Source organism: Paenibacillus sp. W2I17 (assembly GCF_030815985.1).
Lineage (GTDB): Bacteria > Bacillota > Bacilli > Paenibacillales > Paenibacillaceae > Paenibacillus.
This window is the reverse complement of the sequence record NZ_JAUSXM010000001.1, coordinates 3,561,057-3,581,976: the sequence shown is the minus strand read 5'-3', so window position 1 is coordinate 3,581,976 and position 20,920 is coordinate 3,561,057. Positions and strand designations below refer to the sequence as shown.

The following is a 20,920-nucleotide window of genomic DNA, read 5'->3' as shown; positions in this document are numbered from 1 at the left end:
TGTAGAAGGACTAAGATCCATGAATTACTTAATATACCTGATATTTATAACATGCAACATGAGGATGTCAAGGCTCTAACATGACTCCAAGAAGGTGAGAGACTCCGATTTAATGCTTGCCAAGATGTGGATCAGCTTCACGCTCGATCAGGCGCATCAGTTTGCGCTCGGTAGCGCTCTCTGGCGCAGGGGTGTAGACACTGCAACGCAGATCGGAGCTGCCTTGAACCTGCAACGAAGTCAGATCAAACAACATTTTGCCTGCTTTGGAATGCCTGAACTCGATTAATACGTCCGGGGCACTGCTGACACTGCTTTGTTTCCAAAGGGTATGAAAATCGGGATGTCTGTTCATCATGTCATCCAGAAATAAATTATACCATTCATCATCAACATACTGACCATAGTAAGCACGAAAAATCGCCAGAAATCCGCTCACAAAATCCTCCCAATTCACCGCGAGCCTGCGAAACTCCTTTCGATCAAATAACAGACTGATCATATTCCGCTGTTCAGGGGCAATCTGTTCAAAATCCATAAAAACATGCCGGGCTGCATCATTCCAGCCGACAATGTAACAACGCCGATCCGAGATCACGGTAGGACAGTGATGAAGTTCTTGCAAAATTTTCTGCAAGGAAGGGTGAAGTTGAACCGGTTCTTCTTCCAGTGTGGGCAGCTCTGTATGATGCTCCATGGCGAGCGAAAACAGATACTTTCGTTCATCTGCAGTAAGCCTCAGTGCTGAAGCAATGTTATCCAACACCGAATGGGACACCTGAATATCCCGACCTTGTTCAAGCCACGTATACCATGTTGTACTCACTCCTGCCAGTTGGGAAACCTCTTCTCTCCTCAGCCCAGGCGTTCTTCTCCGACTTCCAGTGGGTAAACCGACCGATTCGGGAGAAATTTTGGAACGCTGTGTTTTCAGAAAAGTGGACAATGCCTGTAACCTGACATCGTAGTTCAATCCATCACCTTCAATCCTCGTTATCATGGTAGTCATTATACTATTATAATTGACAACTTGTAATAGGATATTCAAAAGTGCACTATTAGTGGCAGAGCGTAAGAGTAAGGTAGACAACAGCGCTGAAGGAGGATGGACATGGAACGAGTCGTGATTACAGGTATGGGAGTCATCTCTCCTTTGGGGAATGATGTACATACATTCTGGAATGGATTAATTGAGGGTAGATCAGGTGTATCACCTATAGAACATTTTGATACAGCTTCGTACAAAACCAGAATCGCTGGTGTAGTCCGTGATTTTGATGGTGAAGAGCGTTTTGGACGCAAGGAAGCAAGGCGCATGGATCGATTCGTTCAATTTGCTGTTGCTGCTGCGGATCAGGCTGTATCACAATCGGGTCTTGTGATGGATGAACTGGACCGTGAACGGGTAGGTGTATATATTGGTTCAGGCATAGGCGGCATCCAGACATTGATGGAACAAGGAAAGGTCCTGTCAGAGCGGGGACCTGCGCGAGTTAGCCCAACACTGGTACCTATGATGATATCCAATATGGCGGCAGCTATGGTCAGTATGAGGTTTGGTTGCTGGGGACCGACATTGTCGCCAGTAACGGCTTGTTCCATTGGCAATACAGCCATTGGAGAGGCTTTCCGGTTAATTCGTCATGGAGGAGCCGATGTCATTATTGCTGGCGGGACAGAAGCGGCTGTAACGGAAGTGTCACTGGCAAGCTTCGGTAATGCGACAGCGTTGTCTACACGAAATGAAGCGTTCCAAGCAGCCAGCCGTCCATTTGATGCAGGGAGAGACGGTTTTGTCATGGCGGAGGGTGCTGGAATTCTGGTCGTGGAATCACTGTCTCATGCTCTAGCAAGAGGGGCGAATATTCTTGCCGAAGTGATTGGATATGGTGCCAGTTCGGATGCGTATCATATGGTAGCTACCCACCCGGAAGGGCGGGGGGCATATCTGGCGATGAAAGCTTCATTGAAAGAGGCTCAGATTGGACCTGAGGACATTGATGTGATTAACGCTCATGCCACCAGTACGGAGGCAGGTGATCTGTCTGAGACAAGAGCGATTAAGCAACTTTTCGGGACAGGTGCCTATGATATTCCGGTCACAGCAAATAAGTCCATGACGGGACATATGCTTGGTGCAGCAGGTGGTGCGGAGGCGATCTCACTTATTCAAAGTCTGCGGCATGGCATCATTCCTCCAACCATCAATCAGGAACAGAGGGACCCTGAATGTGATCTGGATTATGTACCAAACGAGGCAAGAAAAGCGGATTTGCGGATTGGGATGTCTAATTCCTTTGGTTTTGGCGGTCATAATGCGGTTATTGTTCTTCAAAAATATTCATCTTAAGTAAAAAGACAAGCCGTAACCAAAGAAACAGCGCTGCCTGATGGGGCAACGCTGTTTCTTTGGTTACTTATGGATCACTCGTAAACACTGTACCTTGGTTAACGGCCGAGTGGTTGTACGCCTCAGGAAGAGAGGGATGTCGATTCCGCCATGCCTTTGTTACCCCGATTCAACCAGCTCACACGCCAGCGGGATTGCATGAAGAGAACAAGGAACAGGGAAGCTGCTGCAATCAGGCTAAGAATGACAAAACCTGGTGTATAGGATTGATAGCTGCTATACAGTTGACCGAGAATCAGCGGCAATGCATATCCGCCCAATCCGCCAGCGGCACCTACAATACCTGTCATCAGACCAATCTCGTTACCGAAGCGTTGGGGAACCAGTTGGAACACTGAACCATTTCCGGCTCCCAGACACATCATACCGAGGAACAACATGACTACCACAACAGGCAGAGGTGGCATGAAGGATACGCCAATTAGCATAATACAGGCTCCTGTGTACAGGAATGTTAGCATGCGGGTTCCACCAATTTTGTCCGCTAGGTAACCCCCAACAGGCCGGAAGAAGCTGCCTGCGATTACACAGAAGGTGGTAATGTCTGCGGCACGAACAGGAGAGAGCCCATACTGGGTGTTGAAGAAGATGGTGAGATAGTTACATAATCCAACGAAACCACCAAAGGTTACACAATAGAAGGCACAGAATACCCAAGCATCTTTTTGTTTAAGCAGACTTCCATATTGGGACAATTTCTTGGGTTCAGGCCGGTTAGGGCTATTTTTGGCAAAGATAGAAAAGAGAATGAATACAATAACAATCGGTATAATAGCAAGTCCGAACACAACTTCCCAGCTGCCAAAATGCGTAGCCAAGCGATTGGCAAACAACGTCGCGAGTACGGTTCCGCTGTTACCCGCCCCGGCAATACCCATGGCCAGACCCTGATGCTCCTTGCCATACCATTGGCCTGCCAGAGGTAGCGCAGCAGCAAAGGAGGCGCCTGCGACACCAAGCAAGAGTGCCACCACGTACAGTTGGCTTAAGGAGTCAACCCATAACCAGCCGAGTAATAAAGGAACTAAGGTGACGAGCATCCCGATCTGTGCGGTCAGTTTCGGACCAATATAATCAGACATGAAGCCAAGCACAAGGCGCAGGATGGAGCCGCCGAGAATAGGCAATGCGACCAGATTGGCTTTTTCTAGCGGAGTCATCGGATAATCCAACGCTATGACAACTGCGAGTGGACCAAGCATCCCCCATATCATAAAACTGATGTCAAAATACATAAACGCCCCGAAGAGGGTGGGCTTATGCCCGCTTTTCCAAAAACTTTTGCTCTCCATCATCCATCATCGCTCCTCATCCAATTGAGATCTTCGTGATTTGTCTATGTGCTTGTTAAGGCAGAAAAAGGCCGCAATTCGTCCAGATCTGAACGATTTGCGGCCCCGTTGCCGACAGGCGGTACACGTCATTGTGTTCCCGCATCTGAGTTGATCACAGCACTGTGATTTTGATTCAAATTATAATCAAGAGAAAATGTATATGTCAACAAAAATTACATGGAATTTTAAATAATTCGTTTTTCAATCGTTATTCTCATTTTTAATGTTAATTTAGTTGACATTATATTGAGATTCCCTTAATCTGAATCTAATATGAATCCACACAAAGGCGTGTGGATTCCGGAGGCAACGGTGCCCTTTTCCGAATCATGGAGAAGGGATTTTTCTGTTTATTTTCAGGTGAGAGAGATAGGGGGGCAGCCCATGAATAGAAGCAAACTGGTGATTATCGGGAATGGCATGGCTGGAGTGAAGTGTGTCGAAGAGATTATCGCACTGGAGCCTGATACGTATGAGATTGTAATCTACGGCAATGAACCCCGTCCCAACTACAATCGGATCATGTTATCAAAAGTGTTGCAGGGTGAGCATTCGTTACAGGATATCATTATCAATGATTGGACTTGGTACGCCGAGCATCATATACGGCTATGTACAGGTGAAACGGTACACCGCATTGATACCCGTGGAAAATATATAGAGACGGAATCCGGACTAAAAGAAACCTATGATGTCCTGATTCTGGCGACAGGGTCTTCACCTTTTATCCCACCGATTCCGGGAATTGATAAAGAGCGGGTCATGTCCTTCCGAACGATTGATGATTGTACGCGCATGTCTGATTATTCCAAAACATATCGCAAGGCCGCAGTCATTGGTGGTGGATTGCTTGGACTGGAGGCTGCGCGCGGGTTGCTGCATCTGGGCATGGAAGCTGTGGTGGTCCATAACGCACATTACATTATGAACCGGCAGTTGGATCAGAAGGCTGCCGCGATGCTTCAACAGGAACTTGAAGGGCAGGGTATGTCCTTTCTTTTGGCCAAAAATACGCAGAAAATTACCGGGCGATCACAGGCTCAGGGCCTTCAGTTCACAGATGGTTCCAAGCTTGAAGCTCAGGTTGTCATTGTCGCTGTAGGGATTCGGCCAAATGTGGATCTGGCCAGACGAAGCGGAATCGCCACCAATCGGGCAATTATGGTAGATGACTACATGCGCACCAGTGTACCGGATATCTACGCAGTTGGGGAATGCGCCGAACATCGGGGAATCCGTTATGGTCTGGTGGCCCCCTTATACGAGCAAGGAAAAGTACTCGCACGTACACTCTGTGGACAGGAAACTTCTGAATATAAGGGTTCAATTCCTTATTCACAACTGAAGGTATCGGGAGTTGATGTTTTCTCGGCGGGTGAGATCAGTGGGGAAGGCATGCAGACTGCAATTCAACATCTGGATGGCATTCAAGGCACTTATAAAAAAGTACTGATGCAGGCTGGCAAAGTGCGTGGAGCTATTTTATTTGGAGATACAACCGAAGGAACGGCATTGCTTGGACTTGTGCAACGAGGTGCAGATGTGGCGGAGTTGGCTCCGCGTGAAGGGGCCCCGGACCCGGCTGAGATGGCTGCTGCGGCATTACCCGCTCAGGAAACCGTATGTGCCTGCAACAATGTGACCAAGGCTGCCATTATGAACGCTATTCAGGAACAGGGTCTCGAAACGGCAGATCAGGTGAAGGAGCAGACCAAGGCGTCGGGTTCATGCGGTGGCTGTCGCCCGATGGTGGCTGCTCTATTGAAACATACGCATAACCTGAAAAAAAGCGGGGGTACTGGCGTGGTAGCCACACCAGATAAACCTGCTCCAATGCCTGTGTGCAGTTGTACGGAACTTGGGCATGCAGAATTGAAGGAAATAATGGCTGACATCGATGTTCTGGAGACAGGGCTACCAGACATATCTTTGATCTTGCAGAAGCTGGGTTGGGGTTCGGAGCTTGGTTGCTCGGTATGTCGCCCCGTAATTCATTATTACTTACAGGTATCCGGTGGAACGATGGTTGTTCGAGAGATGGAAGGTCACTCAGAGATTCAGGTACGCTGGGATGATCAGATCCCGCTTTCATCCTATGCAAGAGATGCCAGGGGGCTGGCTGCACAGCTTCGTGCGAGTTGGATCGGCGCTGCGATGCCGTCGCCGGTGAATATGGGAGTTGCACCAGGGCCTGGTTCGTTGGTGAGCGCACTGGTGCAGGATATTGGCTTGCTGGCTTCACCAGCTGGGTGGGAGATCTATGCAGGAGGTCATGCAGAGCATCCGGTCAAACAAGGTGGCTTGCTCGGGGTGGCTGAAACAGAGGTGCAAGCGGCCACACTCGCATCAGCCTGCCTTCAATGGTATCGCCAAACCGCTTGGTATGATGAGCCGTTATGGGCATGGACGGAACGATTGGGATTCATGTCGATTCGGGAAACGCTTCTGGATGACCAGTTACAGAAGGAACTGGCAGCTACACTTCAAGCTGATATATAGATGAAAGGCGGGGATGGAAAGATGGGATTATCCGTGAGTTCAGAACCAACAGCCTCCAAGCTCTATGTAAAGGAAACCCAGTGTCCGTATTGCAGTGTGCAGTGCAAGATGACTGTTGAAGAACTGGCTGCACCTGTTCCAGGCCAGCGTCGTGGTGAGTATACGGTTCAGGGTGTTCCGAATGAAGCCTCTCAGGGCAGATTGTGTGTGAAGGGCATGAATGCTCATCAACATGCGCTCAGTGGTCAACGATTAATGCATCCACTCATTCGTCGCAATGGTGAGCTTGAACCCTGTTCCTGGGAGGAGGCCATTCAGACCATCGCAGAGCGGTTTCAGAACTTGAGGGATTTATACGGAGCAGATACGGTCGGAGTCTACGGAGGCGGATCTTTGACCAATGAGACAGCCTACCTGCTGGGAAAATTTGCCCGGGTTGCATTGGGGACAAAGTATATCGACTATAATGGACGGTTCTGCATGTCAGCTGCGGCTTCAGCTGGAAGTAAAGTATTCGGAATGGATCGTGGATTGACGTTCCGTCTGTCCGATATTCCCAAGGCAGGTTGTATAGTACTCGCAGGTACCAATATAGCAGAATGCCAACCTACTCTTCTGCCATACTTCAATCAAGCCAAGGAGAACGGGGCGTTCATTATCGTTATTGATCCACGTAAGACGGCAACCGCTGCCATTGCCGACCTTCATTTGCAGGTGAAGCCTGGCATGGATGCTCTGCTGGCGGATACCATGTTGAAGGTGATTATGGATGCCGGATTGGTGGATCCTCATTTTATAGGCGAACGAACGCATGGTTACGAGCAATTGATACAAGGGTTGGCTGATCTGCAACTCGAACAGGCGGCACAAGCGTGCGGGGTTGATCTGGCGCTGATTCGTCAGGCGGCGATGGCATACGGTGAGGCAGAGACAGGCATGATCATGACAGCACGTGGTGTGGAGCAGCAGACGGATGGACATATGGCAGTGAGACACTTTTTGAACCTGGTGCTGGCAACTGGCAAAATTGGTAGAGAAGGCTGCGGATATGGTGCCATCACAGGTCAAGGCAATGGGCAGGGCGGACGGGAGCATGGGCAGAAGGCTGACCAGCTGCCGGGCTATCGATCCATTGAAAATGAAGCCGATCGTGCCTATGTGGCATCCATCTGGGGCGTTGACCCTGCAAGTTTGCCAGGTAAAGGGGTCTCGGCCTACGAGATGATGGAGAAGGTCCATGATCAGGAGATTCGGGCGTTGCTTGTAATGGGCTCCAACCCGGTCGTATCCAACCCCAATGTGCGTTTGGTGGAAGAAGGTCTGCGCAAGCTGGACTTTCTGATCGTGGCAGACATGTTCCTGTCGGAGACAGCACGAATGGCTGATCTGGTTCTGCCGGTTACATCTTATATGGAGAATGAAGGTACATTGACCAATCTGGAGGGGCGTGTTCTGCTCCGTGAACAGGGGCGGCCTGCGCCGGGAGAAACGCTCGATGATTGGGATATATTATGCCGGATTGCCGCACAATTGGGTAAAGCTTCTTATTTTGAATATGACACTGCTGAGGATATCTTTAATGAGCTTCGGGTGGCGAGCCGCGGCGGAGTGGCTGATTACTATGGCATTACCTATGAGCGTTTGCGTAACGAGAAAGGGGTATACTGGCCGTGTTCTACCCTGGAGGATCAGGGAGAAGGACTGCTGTTCGGTGAACGATTTGCTCACCCGGACGGCAAAGCTGCATTCACATTTGAATCCAGTCCGGGCTGGAATGATATATCTTCGGAGTTCCCCTTGATTCTGACCAATGGGCGTGTGCTCCCACATTATCTGACAGGGGTGCAGACACATCACAGTCCGGCACTGGCAGCTCGTGAATTGGAGAACTTTGTTGAACTTCACCCGGCTACCGCTGCCCGTTATCGTATTCACGATGGAGAGTGGGTAGAGATTCAATCGACGTACGGAAGCTTCACGGTTCGTTCGCGCATCAAAGATTCGATTCGGGAGGATACCTTGTTCGTGCCGATGCATTGGGGCGGCATTCAGAATGTGAATCGGGCCACCAGACCAGAGCTAGATCCGTTCTGCCGGATGCCTGGGTTCAAGACAGCAGCTGTAACCATTCGACCTTTGCGCTTGGTTAGATGATTCATACAGGTCTCAATATATTAAGGTTCTCAGGCGTCATAAGTTACTCTAATGGTAGCAAGCGGCTGCGCAGTCCATATTTATATGAGACTGTGCGGCTTTTTTTGCGTATATGTACGCAAGTAGGCCATAGTTCCGTGGTTCCACGTAAACATGAGGATTGGCTCATGAATATGGATTGAATTCTAGTTATGATGTTTATTAGGGGTACATATGTACGTATTTTTATTTTATTTTAGAGACAGATAGTCATTTCGAGTTTAGGATATTCCGCATCGTGGTATAGATATCGGGGCTTATGGAAGCTTCTTCAAATAGAGCAGGACAAGGGAGGTAATGCAGTGAATGTATGGATAACGGTAAAAAGTCTGGGCAAGCGCAAGCCGGTACTTGCCAAGCAAGCTGCCGAACTTCCGGAAACAACTCATACGTTAAGGCAGCTCATTGAGAACATGGTGGCTCTGCAAGTAAAAGCACTTCAGGACAAGAAGAAACAGTCAGAATTGCTCGCCTACCTGATGCCGGATGATATTGAGGCGCAAGGAGCGGCGGGGAAAGTCGGGTTTGGCGCAGTATACAATGAGGGTGTTCCTGATCTGAATGTTGCGATGGAGACAGCTATAACCGCCTATGAGGATGGGTTGTACAAAGTGTTTATCAACGATGAAGAATTGCAGGAACTGGATGAGTCACTTGTTGTAAAAGATGGAGATAACGTGGTGTTTATTCGTTTTACAATGCTTGCCGGACGTCTGTGGTAGAGAGCGATGAAGGAGGAGAACAGGATGAATCAGGAAGAGCAAGTACAGGTGTATATGGATGGATTGCAGGAAAGAGCCAAGTCGTTAACAGGGGTACAGCTCGAGTTGGCAGGCTATGTTGTGGAGATCGCCGGGTCTACCTATTTGCGTGGAGACGAAAAGATGTTTTTGAATACTGATAAGTTGCTTGGAAGGCTGGCTGCAGAAACGCAGAACCCATTATTCCAGCCACTATTGGATGTGCTCCAGCATCTGGCGAGCGAGTCATTGGTTGCACGATTCCGTTATATTGCAGAGCGTGCGACTCGTTTCCCATACAGTAACAACTATGAACGTCGGCCTTTTCGCACATCCGATCCGGAGCAGCATGTAGAACAGGTCATTCGCAAACTGATGGGATTGTTCCGTATGGAAATGAAAAATTTCTCCCTGGAAGAATATGTGTCACTTCGTGAGTACAAACTGGATTATTTGCATGAGATCCGTTGGGTTCTGGCGGATTGTATCGCTTATGAACTGGATCATTAGGGCGGAGATATGAAGCAGGCGCTGCATGATATTATCTATGGTGACAATCAGACGGCGTTGTTAACCCATGAAATGATCAAAGGTATATTCATGAGCGATCAGGCGGATGCCTATCAGATGGTGGGTGAGCTGCTCGTTGCAGCAAGGTTGCAGGAAGGACTGCGCCAAAGCATTGTGGAGCGGATGGATGAAGGGACACTGGAAGCCTATATTTACATATTAAAAATCATTATCGACAACAACCTGATTCGTTTCAGTTCCGTGGTAAGAGCGCTCGCCGTATGGACGGGGATCGGCATAGAAGCAGCCAACCAGCGTGTTGCCGCACAATTTATTGAACAGGCCTATCAGGCGCTTGTGCAACCAGAAGTACGCGAGGCCTGGCAGCAGGAAGCTAACGCCAACAAACTCTTTATCAGTCTGTGGGCGACAGCGGTCATTGAAGAGAATGAATTGAAGAGCAAGATAATCGAGATTATGGATCAAGGTCAGTTATATCAGAAGATTGTTGCCCAATATGTACTGGCTAACAGCCAGAACAGAGAGCTTCGTTTGGACATTACACGTCGTTATCTGGAGGCGCAGGATACCGAGTTGATGCACTGGATTGTGACCAACTATGACGCCATGTATATGTACAACTGGAGTTTTGAGAATGGAGAGAATCAACGTAGCGTCTACGTGTGGCCATTGCCTTCTCTGGGAGATAAGGGCTTGCGGCGTCAGGACTTTGATCGGTTCAAACAGATGCTGGCTGCCATTCCAAAAGGCGGGTCAGGTGGACCATCGGGTGTACTTGAGTATGTTCACTACCGGATTGATACGGATGATGTAGCCAAGAAAATGTTATATTTGGCTGCATATGATATGGACCCGGAATGGATCGGCGAAGTCATTGCAATCAAGGACCGTTTAAGCCCGGAACTGCGTGGAGAACTGCTGTCCCAGTTTGTTCAGCATCCTGATAATGAGTTACAAAGACAGTTTGTGTTTGAGAGCTTGTCTGATAAAAGCATCAGTAATCGGGAGAGTGCACTCGCCAAAGCGAAGCTGCTCACGTTGACGGTTGATGAGATGAAACAGATGGAGGCGTTGATGAAGCTCAAAACAGGCTCACTTCGTCAGAAGGTCATTCATGTATTGTTACTGCAACCCGTGGACCAATTGGCGGTCTCGCTGAAGCGACTTTTGCAGGCCAAGAGTGAACTGCAGCGCTTGGGTGCGCTCGAATTATTGACCGAGATTGCGGCAGATCCAGAGCGGATAGATCAGCAGGAGCAATTGCAGCCATTGGCGCAGCTGATTGAGACACCCACTGCCAAGGAACAGAAACTGCTGGATAAGCTGACCGATCAGGGGAGTCGTTACACAGCCTCTAATGGATTTGGTTTATTTGATCCGAAGCGACGTGAGCCATTGCTGGATGAGAAGCGTGATCTCAAGGGCCATAATCCGAAGGATATATTTACACTCTCTCTGGATAAGACCAGACCATTTCTGGAGGGACTTAGTGAATTAGTGCATGAACACAGGGATTATGAGTATCAAGTGGAATACTACGCTGGCTATAAAGACACATTGTTAGTCGGAGCGAATCTTCGCTCCAAGGTTCCGTATGGAGAGCGGAATGAAATGAAGCAGATGGAACAGTTCCCGCTTCATGACGTATGGGAGAACTATATTCAACATGCCGGATTTAGCAGTGTGGAACTAATGCAGTTGTATATGGGTATACAGCTCCGGGATTTCAATGGCAAATTGAGCGACCATTACAGTTACTTCCATGATCAGTATGGCTATGACGAATTGCAGAAGATTCCGTTACTGGAAGGCTGGCGCAAGACGTTTGCTGAACAGACCTATCCTCTGGATGACATCGAAAAGCTGCAGCAGATGCTGGATTCGTTAACGTATAAGGATCAGGTAGTGGCACTGATATCGGCGGCATTTCTGGATAGTGATCCGATCGACACGTTTGAGATAGCTGAGAAAACCTGGGCCTCCATTATCGCGAGTATGCCTGCTGATCGACTCGAGAAAGAGTCAGGCATGCTTCATATTCTGACTGGACCTTGGAATTATGTAGTTCGGGGCAAAATCCATGACGACAACAGCTTCAAACGTTTCTTCCAGACAGCCTACCAGTTCACCAGTCTTGTAGAGAGTAGTCAACCGCTGTCTTTACTGTCACTTGAAGATTTCCTGCGTGCGTACCAGTTGAACCTGATTGATGATCAAGAGATATATCGACAGGTGCTGGTCGGTGGGAATCGTCTGTTGTTTATTCGGAGCTTAACATCCACTCGTACAGAAGGGATCGCAAGTGATCCGAAGCTGATTCACTTACGGGATATGGTCGTTAATCGGATTCTGGAGATCGAGCTGACCCGGGGAGAACTCTCTACAGAAGTAAGTACACTTGCCATGAAACTGGAACGAATTGAAGGCATGGAACACTGGGTACATCTGGTCTCGGCGATGGATCAGGATACATTTGTCCGTGGATATATCTATAGCTATGGAGACAACACAACACGTAAAGAGACGTTTAGCTATCTAATTCAGAATTGTCATCCACGGGATGGAGAAGATGAGAAGCGTCTTGGGGAATTGCTCCAGAAGTATCCGGTGAATGAGAAAAAATTGCTGGAAGCAGCCATGTACGCCCCGCAGTGGATGGAGATTGTAGCGAAACATCTGGGATGGGAAGGTCTACGCAGTGCAGCTTGGTACTTCCATGCTCATATTAATGAACGCTTTACTGCGGAGAAAGAAACCATCGTGGCTCACTATTCTCCAATCTCACCACAGGACTTTAATGAAGGTGCGTTTGATATCGCTTGGTTTGAAGAAGCCTATGCTGCTGTCGGGGAGGAACGGTTCAATCTGTTATACGATTGTGCCAAGTACATTTCCGGGGGATCTAACCACCGCAGATCCCAATTGTTCGCAGATGCTGCACTGGGCAAGCTTCGACTGGACGATATGTGTGAGTCCGTGTCAGACAAGCGAAACAAGGATCATTTGTTAACCTACAGTTTGATTCCATTCGCTGTAAATCGCGAACAGGATTTGCGTGAGCGATACGACTTCATTCAGAAGTTCCTGATGCAGAGCAAACAATTCGGTGCACAACGCCGTGCCAGCGAAGGTGTGGCATCACAGATTGCACTGGGCAACCTTGCCCGTAATGCAGGTTATGCCGATGTTACGCGGCTGATGTGGGACATGGAAGCACGCAAGTTGGATGAGATGAAATCCTTCTTTGAACCTCATGCATTGGATGCTGACACGACGGCACAATTGGTCATTGATGAGGAAGGCCAACCCGAGATGGTTATCGTTAGCAAAGGCAAGACACTCAAATCTGTACCTGCCCGGTTCAAAAAAGATGGATATATCGCTGAACTGAAAGAGCTCAAATCGGATCTGGTGGATCAGTATCGCCGGGCACGACAGGAGCTGGAACGTTCGATGACTGCCGGAACGTCCTTTACACGTCAGGAAATTGCCAGTCTGATGCAAAATCCGGTTATACATCCGCTGGTAAGAACACTTGTATTCCAGTCAGGTGACAAGACGGGAAGATTCGATGTATCGTCCAGTGGTTTGCTTGCTCCAGGGCCGGAGGGTACGATCCATGCATTAGCGGAACAGGATCAACTTTTGATTGCTCATCCGCTTCATCTGTATCAGAGCGGAAGCTGGAGTGAATTCCAGCGGGATCTGTTCACCCGTCAGGAGCGTCAGCCGTTCAAGCAGGTATTCCGTGAGCTATATCTTCCTAACGAGGACGAATTAGCTAATGGTACGGTGTCTCGTCGATACGCCGGGTATCAGATTCAACCGAAAAAAGCAGTAGCTCTGCTTAAAGGACGCCAATGGACTGTCAGTTATGAGGAAGGTCTGCAGAAGGTAAGTTACGAGCACAATCTGATTGCGAATCTTTATGCCATGGCAGATTGGTTCTCACCAGCAGATACCGAGGCACCTACCTTGGAGACGGTGCAGTTCTACGATCGCAAGAGCTACAAACCTGTAGCGCTGCAAGATGTGCCGCTGACGTTCTTCTCCGAAGTCATGCGTGATATCGATCTGGTGGTCAGCGTTGCACATGTAGGAGGCGTAGATCCGGAAGCCAGCCTGACAACAATCGAGATGCGCCACGTCATTGTGAACGAGTCTTTACGTCTGCTGAAGATCGACAATGTACGTCTGGACGGGAATTACGCACGAATTGATGGTGAATTGGGTGAGTATGCTGTTCATCTGGGAAGTGGTAATGTGTTCAAACAAGCCACTGGTGCACTTCATATCGTACCGGTGCACAGTCAGCATCGGGGTCGAATCTTCCTGCCATTCCTCGATGAAGATCCGAGAACAGCTGAGATTCTGTCCAAAGTGATGTTGCTCGCTGAAGATAAAAAGATTAAGGACCCGCAGATTCTTGCACAGTTACAGAACTAGAAGTGAACAAACTAGAAGTGAACCGCCTTGTGGGGCGGTTTTTTATTTGTTGCTCCGATTTTCAATGTAACTCGGAATCTCAATATAATGAGTGTAGAACAAGAATCAGGGGTGACAAGTGAACAATATGGAGAAATCCAAACATAAAGGCAACTGAGGAACCTGTTAAAAGGGACCTCAGTTGCTTTTATATTTTTGGATATTTCAATGGGCCGGATTGGTTCCGGTTTCAAATAGTCTTAGGACCCAGATCGTCTAATCATATTCCTTAATCTGATAATTAATTGCATTAATTGGTTGATCGGGAGTGGGTCGAACTGACTGTTTTTAAAAGTAAAGAATTTGTTCGAAAGTAGTTACGGAAAATGTAAATAATTCGTTTTCTTGTTTTGTTATATGAATTATTAATATGGTGATTCCAAAGAACTAGGCTCTTTCTAATCGGTCATTTACCAAATTTAAGTGGATGTAATTCATGAATAGGTCGGCTATCGTTAGGAAGCGAAATCTGCTGACTTGCTTGCAGGCTGCAGTTTCAGAAGCCATGTGCAGGACGACCTGAATGCTTGAAAGGCTGGGATCAAACCAGTATGCATTCCCTTGTATACATGTATTCAGGATGTATGCGAGAAAAATGATCAAGAGAGAAGGAGAGCTTACAACATGAACAGAAGACTCAATCTGATTTTCCTCAAACGATGGTTTATGCTATTAATCATCGTGGCGGTTGCGGCTATGCCGTTACACGCCTTCGCCGCGGAGGCGGAATCCGGAGCCGATCGGCCATGGATGAACACATCTCTATCTGCGGAAGAACGCACCGATCTGCTGCTCAAGGAGATGACGCTGGAGGAGAAAGTTGGATTCGTAACGGGTAAAGTAAATAACTATTATGGTTTCTATAATGATGGATTGGAGCGCCTCGGCATTCCGGCATTACAGATGGCAGATGGACCTGCAGGGGTACGTGTGGCTAACCCGGATGTGCAGGACAAAAAGTCCACGGCATTGCCTGCACCCATCGCGCTTGCCGCTTCCTGGGATACCAATCTTGCCAAGAAATATGGCGATCTGATCGGGAAGGAAGCCCATGACACAACACATAATGTAGTACTGGGCCCTGGTCTGGATATCGCACGTACCCCATGGGGTTCCCGTAACTTCGAATCCCTGGGTGAAGATCCGTTGCTGGCTTCCGGCATGGGTGCAGCGTATGTGAACGGGATTCAAAGTAATCCGGTTATCGCTACAGCGAAGCACTACATCCTGAACAACCAGGAGACGGAACGTTTCACGACCAATGCTACAGCGAGTGAACGTGCGATTCAGGAAGTCTATGCGCGTCCGTTCCAAGCCATGGTCGAAAAAGCGGATCTTGGTTCGGCTATGTGTTCATTTAACCAGGTGAACGGTACATATGCTTGTGAGAACAAAGAGATGCTGACAGATGTCCTTAAGAATCAGTTTGGCTTCGAAGGGTTCGTCATGAGTGACTACGGCGCAAACTTCAGCACGGCCAAATCTGCTAATGCGGGTCTGGATCTGGAGACACCTGGAGAGCCTTACGGCAAATGGGGAAGTAAGCTACTGGAAGCCGTGAATAATGGCGAAGTGAGCGAGCAAACCATTGATGAGAAGGTCAGACGTATTTTGCTTCAAATGTTCGAGAAAGGGCTGTTCGATAACCCTGTAACGAATACACAAATTAATGCCAAGAAAGACGGCAAACAGGCACGTGAAATTGCAGAAGAGAGCATGGTTCTTTTGCAAAACAACGACAACATGTTGCCACTGTCGAGCAAAAATCTGAAGTCCATTGCAGTGATCGGACCCGATGCGGATACCGCATCCGCAGCCGGTGGTGGTAGCAGTCTCGTTAATCCGACCTATACGGTGAGCCCGCTTGAAGGGATTCGTAACCGTGCAGGAAACGGTGTAGATGTGCAATATGCAGCCGGAACCGATCCGATCTCGGCAGGAGATGCGTTTAACGGACCGTCCGCGGTACCATCCACGCTCTTGTCTCCAGCGGGTGCTAACGAAAGTGGTTCAGACAATGCGAAAAACGGATTGCGTGCCGAATACTGGACAAACAAAGATATGGAAGGCAATCCTTCTCTAGTTCGTACAGATAATCAGGTCAACATGAATCTTGGATTTTACAACTATGAAGGCTTCAATGCACAGTCATCCAAGCTTCCAACGACACCAACGGAGTTCAATGCCAAGATGTCTGCTCGTTGGACAGGTTCCATTAAGGCACCGAAAACAGGTGATTACAAACTGTCTCTGACCAGTCTGGGTTCTGCAAAACTATACGTGGATGACCAGCTGCTGGTAGACAATCAAGGTACGACACTGGGCACTACAAAGAAAGAAATTACACTTAAAGAAGGCGAGTCTCACAACATTCGGATTGAATATCGTACAGATTTCCCGGTACAATCCAGTAATGACATGGGAGCCCAAGTTCGTTTCGGCTGGGAAGCTCCTGAAGATGCTGTGGATGCCAAAATGCAAAAAGCAGTCGATCTGGCCAAAAAATCAGATGTCGCGGTTGTCGTGACACGTACGTATGACAGTGAAGGTTATGTCGACCGTTCCGATCTGGAACTGCCAAATAACCAGGAGCAGCTGATTCGCGAGGTAGCGGCAGCCAATCCAAAAACGATCGTTGTACAAATGAGTGGTCGTGCTGTTGAAATGGATTCTTGGCAAAAAGAAGTACCATCCATCGTTCAGGCTTGGTATGCAGGTCAGGAACAAGGTAATGCAGTGGCACGTGTGCTGTTTGGTGATGTGAATCCATCCGGTAAGTTGCCGGTGACGTTCCCATCAGATGATTCCCAGACCCCGGTATCCACTGCGGAACAATTCCCGGGTGTGAATGGGGTGGGTAACTACTCCGAGGGTATCTTTGTAGGGTACAAAGGATATAACAAAGAAGGCATGACACCGGCGTTCGCCTTTGGACACGGGTTGTCGTATACCGATTTTAATTATCGTAATCTGCATGTGAAGAACACTGGTAAAGGTGATAAGGAAACCGTAGAAGTATCCCTTAACCTGCGTAATACCGGTAAAGTTTCAGGTGCGGAAGTTGTACAGGTCTATGTCGGCAATCTGCCAACCAAAGTTGAAACGCCAGAGAAGCAACTTGCTGGCTGGGCGAAAGTCGATCTCAAAGCAGGCAAGCAGCAACGGGTCAATATTCAACTGGATCGCAGCGCACTGTCCTATTGGGATGAAGCATCACATGAATGGGTAATGCCTAAGGGTAAAGTTCAAGTGTATGTCGGCAGCGCATCCGATGATATTCGTCTGACAGGTAGTGTGAATATCGGAAGCAAGTCTGGTAAATAAAAGTGCAATAAGGGAGATCGAAAAGTAGTTCTCCCCATGGAATTCATCTGTCCGAAATGCAGTTTGTTCTAATTCATATAGATTAGGAAAATGAGTCGTGGCCTAGTGGCCGCGGCTTTTTCCACAATGGAAGGAGAGTGAAGCGTGATGGACATAGGCTGGCGAGAGCATCCCAAACGATGGATTAACCTGTTAATCGCCGTTTGTTGTGTTTGTATAGGAATCTGGCTTATCTTCAACCGAAGTGAACAACCTGCTCCGCCACCGGTTGTGGATAAACAGAGAACGGTCGAAGTCTGGTTAACCACGGGAGATCAGCAAAATCTGCTTACGCCACAGAAGCCCATTCCAATTACCGATCACCATGATGCAGACACAATTTCTTCAGTTTCTTCAACGCAGGAGTCAGACACGTCTTCGTCGGCGTTTACCATACAGATTGACCTGGACAAGACGTATCAGACTATGGATGGATTTGGCGCAGCGATGACGGGTTCATCGGCACATCTGATCAACGAGCTTCCAGAGGAACAACAAGAGCAACTGCTGAAGGAACTGTTTACAACAGAAGGGCTGAACATGGATATGGTGCGTCATACGATTGGTGTCTCCGATTATTCGGTAGATGAATCAGGCGCGGCTTCAAGTTATACCTATGATGATATCGAGTCCGGCAGGGACTATGAGGTGGAACACTTTTCGATCGAAAAGGATCAGGAAGTCGTGAATATGCTGGAGCATGTGACTGGGCTCAAACCGGATCTGAAAGTGCTGGGCACACCGTGGACGGCCCCGGCCTGGATGAAGTACGGGGAGAAGACCACTAACGGCTGGTATCTGAATTACAACGATCCCCAGGTGTATGAAGCGTACGCGAGATATTTTGTGAAATATATCAAAGCGTATCAGACAAAGGGCATTCCCATCTACGGGATCACGTTGCAAAATGAACCGGAGTTCACCTCGGATAAATATCCGAGTATGAGTATGGGAGCCGAAGAACAAGCCATGTTCATTCGGGATTATCTCGGCCCGGCGCTAAAGGATGCGGGACTGGATACGCGAATCATCGCGTATGATCATAACTGGGATCAGGCGGTCGAATATACCAGCAAGGTGCTTGGTGATGAGCAGGCTGCTGCTTATATCGATGGATCTGCTTTTCACTGTTATGCAGGTGATCCATCTGCCATGTCGGAAGTGCATGAGCGCTTCCCGGACAAAAATATCTATTTTACCGAATGTAGTGGTGGGGAGTGGAGTCCTGATTTTGGCGAGAATCTGAGCTGGCAGATGTCCAATCTCATCATTGGTGCACCTCGCAACTGGGCGAAAAATGTACTGCTCTGGAACATCGCACTCGATCCGCAAGGTGGACCCACGAACGGTGGCTGTGAGAACTGTCGTGGGGTTGTGACGATTGACCCCGACAGTGATGAAATCACTAGAAATATCGAGTATTATGCGTTAGGCCACATCAGCCGTTATGTACGTCCGGGAGCTGTGAGAGTTGCTTCCACGCAAGAACAGGGCAAGATCGAGAACGTAACCTTCCGCAATCCGGATGGAACGATGGTGCTGGTTGCAGCTAACACGGGTGAGGCAGAAGTTTCCTTTGATGTAGTCATAGATGGAGATTCGTTTCGATATATACTGCCTTCCCAATCGGCAGCAACCTTCCGTTGGAAGCCAAAAACGGGGGTAGAACGTTGACTCATGATTGGAAATTATGGGTACAGATTGAATGATGAACATGATAAAATAAACGTAGAGTTATTTCAAATTTGATGTATTAAACAAGTCCGATCCCAGGATCGGGCTTTTACATAACTTTTTACTTTTAATAGAGAAGGAGCATACATTGGACATGTTAGTCGCTGCATATCGGGAACAGGATCATGACAAGTTGGTTGAGATCTGGGAGAGTGCTGTTCGGGCAACCCATACGTTTTTGGAAGAGCATCACATTCAGTTCTACAAAAAAGTGGTGAGTGATGTGTTGCAACAAAGACAAGTCGAGGTTTGGGAAGCGCTCAATACGAAGCAACAACCCGTGGGTTTTATTGGTGTGGATGATAACTTTATCGAGATGTTATTTGTGGATCCGAGCCAACACGGACAGGGTCTAGGACGTCTTCTAATAGACCATGCCTTCAAAATCAAAGGCCGTCACCTCAAGGTGGATGTTAATGAGCAGAATACTGGGGCAGCCCGATTCTATGAAAAGATGGGATTTGTACAGATGGGGCGGTCTGAATTGGATAGTTCCGGTAATCCGTTTCCACTGTTGCATCTGGAGATCAAACAGGAAGAGGCCGAGAGATTGTCGTAATGGATAGACCATCAGTTATAAATGACCAGGGTGAGGAGTGTGCAGGATGACACAAATTAAGGTGACACCGGAACAACTGGAGACGGTCAGTGGGCAGTTCGCTCAGGCACATCAGCAATTATCGGGATTCATGTCCACTTTGGACGGCAAAATGAGTTTCATGCGCAGCAACTGGGATGGGATGGAACGGGAACGCTTCTATAACGATTATTCAACGGCTCAAGGCACGATGAAATCTGTTCTGGAACTGGTGCTGTCCATTCAGTCGGAGCTTAAGAAAATTGCCGAGCGTTTCCGCACGACGGATGAAGAGGCGGTGAGCCAGGCCCTCATGACGGCGCTGACCGCAGCGCGGGCGCTATCAACCATGAGCAAAAATAAAGGCGATGATCTAGACAAAACGTCAGGCCCACCAAAGAACATGGATGAATGGGATGAGAAGGATGCCGAGAAATATCAGAACTATGAGGAAATGCTGAAGAAAGCCAAAGAGATGGGTGACGAAGAACTGGCGCAGCAGATTCAGGCCAGCATGAACATCATTCGGCTTCAGTATGAAGATGTAATCTATCAGACTGACCCCAATACGGGCAAGACGGTGAAAATTACCGAGGATTCCATCGTGGGTACGTATCAGGTGAAAAGTGACAAGGGAGAAACGACTAGCATCAGTCTGGATAAACAGGGCAATGTGGTGGACTATACCAAAGATACGGAAAAGTATAAGTATTCGGAGCAAACGCACACGACCAGTCAAGGCGAGCATCTCTTTGGCAAAGTGGCACAAACGGCTACAGCCTACGGCATTGGTCTGCTGCTCACAAGCAAGACGGGCTCTGCCTTCACCGAACATGCGACAGGACTCGGTTCATCCCTCGTCGCGGACAAGTTCCTGTTCTCTGTGCCGGAAGAAGGCGAGACACGTACGATGATCTACCGTACCAATAAGGAAACGGGCAAAATGGAAAATATGATCGTGGTCACGCGCGGCGACAACGAAATTGAATATACTCCGTGGCGGGATTACTTCTAAGCCACGGATGGGATTCGCAGGCGGCTTATCCGTGAGCCT

At 48.4% G+C, this 20,920-nt stretch carries 11 protein-coding genes and 1 pseudogene; 10 read left to right on the top strand and 2 right to left on the bottom strand.

The genetic code is table 11. The features are described 5' to 3' along the window. Nucleotides 1–109: 109 nt before the first annotated feature. Entirely contained in the window at nt 110–973 is an 864-nt protein-coding gene (locus tag QF041_RS15885; protein ID WP_091034663.1) for a helix-turn-helix transcriptional regulator, read from the bottom strand. A 138-nt stretch (nt 974–1,111) separates the two neighbouring features. Between QF041_RS15885 and fabF the strand changes: the two genes are divergently transcribed. Further along, nucleotides 1,112–2,350: a beta-ketoacyl-ACP synthase II gene (gene fabF, locus QF041_RS15880; RefSeq protein WP_307414883.1), complete on the top strand. Its 1,239-nt coding sequence runs from the start codon at nt 1,112–1,114 to the stop codon at nt 2,348–2,350. Nucleotides 2,351–2,472: 122 nt separating this feature from the next. Here fabF and QF041_RS15875 read toward each other — a convergent pair whose 3' ends face one another. Beyond that, nucleotides 2,473–3,702, bottom strand: a complete 1,230-nt coding sequence (locus tag QF041_RS15875) for a nitrate/nitrite transporter (protein ID WP_307416987.1) — start codon at nt 3,700–3,702, stop codon at nt 2,473–2,475. A 426-nt stretch (nt 3,703–4,128) separates the two neighbouring features. Between QF041_RS15875 and nirB the strand changes: the two genes are divergently transcribed. The 9 genes and pseudogenes from nirB to QF041_RS15830 all read left to right on the top strand — a co-directional run bounded on the left by nirB (nt 4,129) and on the right by QF041_RS15830 (nt 20,881). Then, a complete protein-coding gene (gene nirB, locus QF041_RS15870; RefSeq protein ID WP_307414882.1) occupies nt 4,129–6,243 on the top strand; it encodes a nitrite reductase large subunit NirB in 2,115 nt (704 codons plus the stop codon). Nucleotides 6,244–6,264: 21 nt separating this feature from the next. Beyond that, nucleotides 6,265–8,397, top strand: a complete 2,133-nt coding sequence (nasC, locus tag QF041_RS15865) for an assimilatory nitrate reductase catalytic subunit NasC (RefSeq protein WP_307414881.1) — start codon at nt 6,265–6,267, stop codon at nt 8,395–8,397. 341 nt (nt 8,398–8,738) lie between these two features. Continuing rightward, the gene (locus tag QF041_RS15860; protein ID WP_307414880.1) at nt 8,739–9,158 is read left to right on the top strand and encodes a hypothetical protein; all 420 of its coding nucleotides are present in this window, start codon (nt 8,739–8,741) and stop codon (nt 9,156–9,158) included. A 6-nt stretch (nt 9,159–9,164) separates the two neighbouring features. After that, a pseudogene (locus QF041_RS15850) lies at nt 9,165–12,905 on the top strand (DUF5724 domain-containing protein); the annotation flags it as partial. After that, a complete protein-coding gene (locus QF041_RS31335; RefSeq protein ID WP_483874698.1) occupies nt 12,906–14,153 on the top strand; it encodes a DUF4132 domain-containing protein in 1,248 nt (415 codons plus the stop codon). It begins immediately after the preceding pseudogene. A 663-nt stretch (nt 14,154–14,816) separates the two neighbouring features. Beyond that, nucleotides 14,817–17,516 carry a beta-glucosidase H gene (locus QF041_RS15845; RefSeq protein WP_307414877.1) on the top strand — a complete coding sequence of 900 codons (2,700 nt, stop codon included), beginning with the start codon at nt 14,817–14,819 and terminating at the stop codon, nt 17,514–17,516. Between the two features lie 147 nt (nt 17,517–17,663). Then, nucleotides 17,664–19,229, top strand: a complete 1,566-nt coding sequence (locus QF041_RS15840; protein WP_307416985.1) for a glycoside hydrolase family 30 protein — start codon at nt 17,664–17,666, stop codon at nt 19,227–19,229. A 154-nt stretch (nt 19,230–19,383) separates the two neighbouring features. Beyond that, nucleotides 19,384–19,848: an acetyltransferase gene (locus tag QF041_RS15835; RefSeq protein ID WP_373461396.1), complete on the top strand. Its 465-nt coding sequence runs from the start codon at nt 19,384–19,386 to the stop codon at nt 19,846–19,848. 46 nt (nt 19,849–19,894) lie between these two features. Next, nucleotides 19,895–20,881, top strand: coding sequence for a WXG100 family type VII secretion target (locus tag QF041_RS15830; RefSeq protein ID WP_307414875.1), 987 nt, complete (start codon nt 19,895–19,897; stop codon nt 20,879–20,881). The last annotated feature ends 39 nt before the right edge of the window (nt 20,882–20,920 follow it).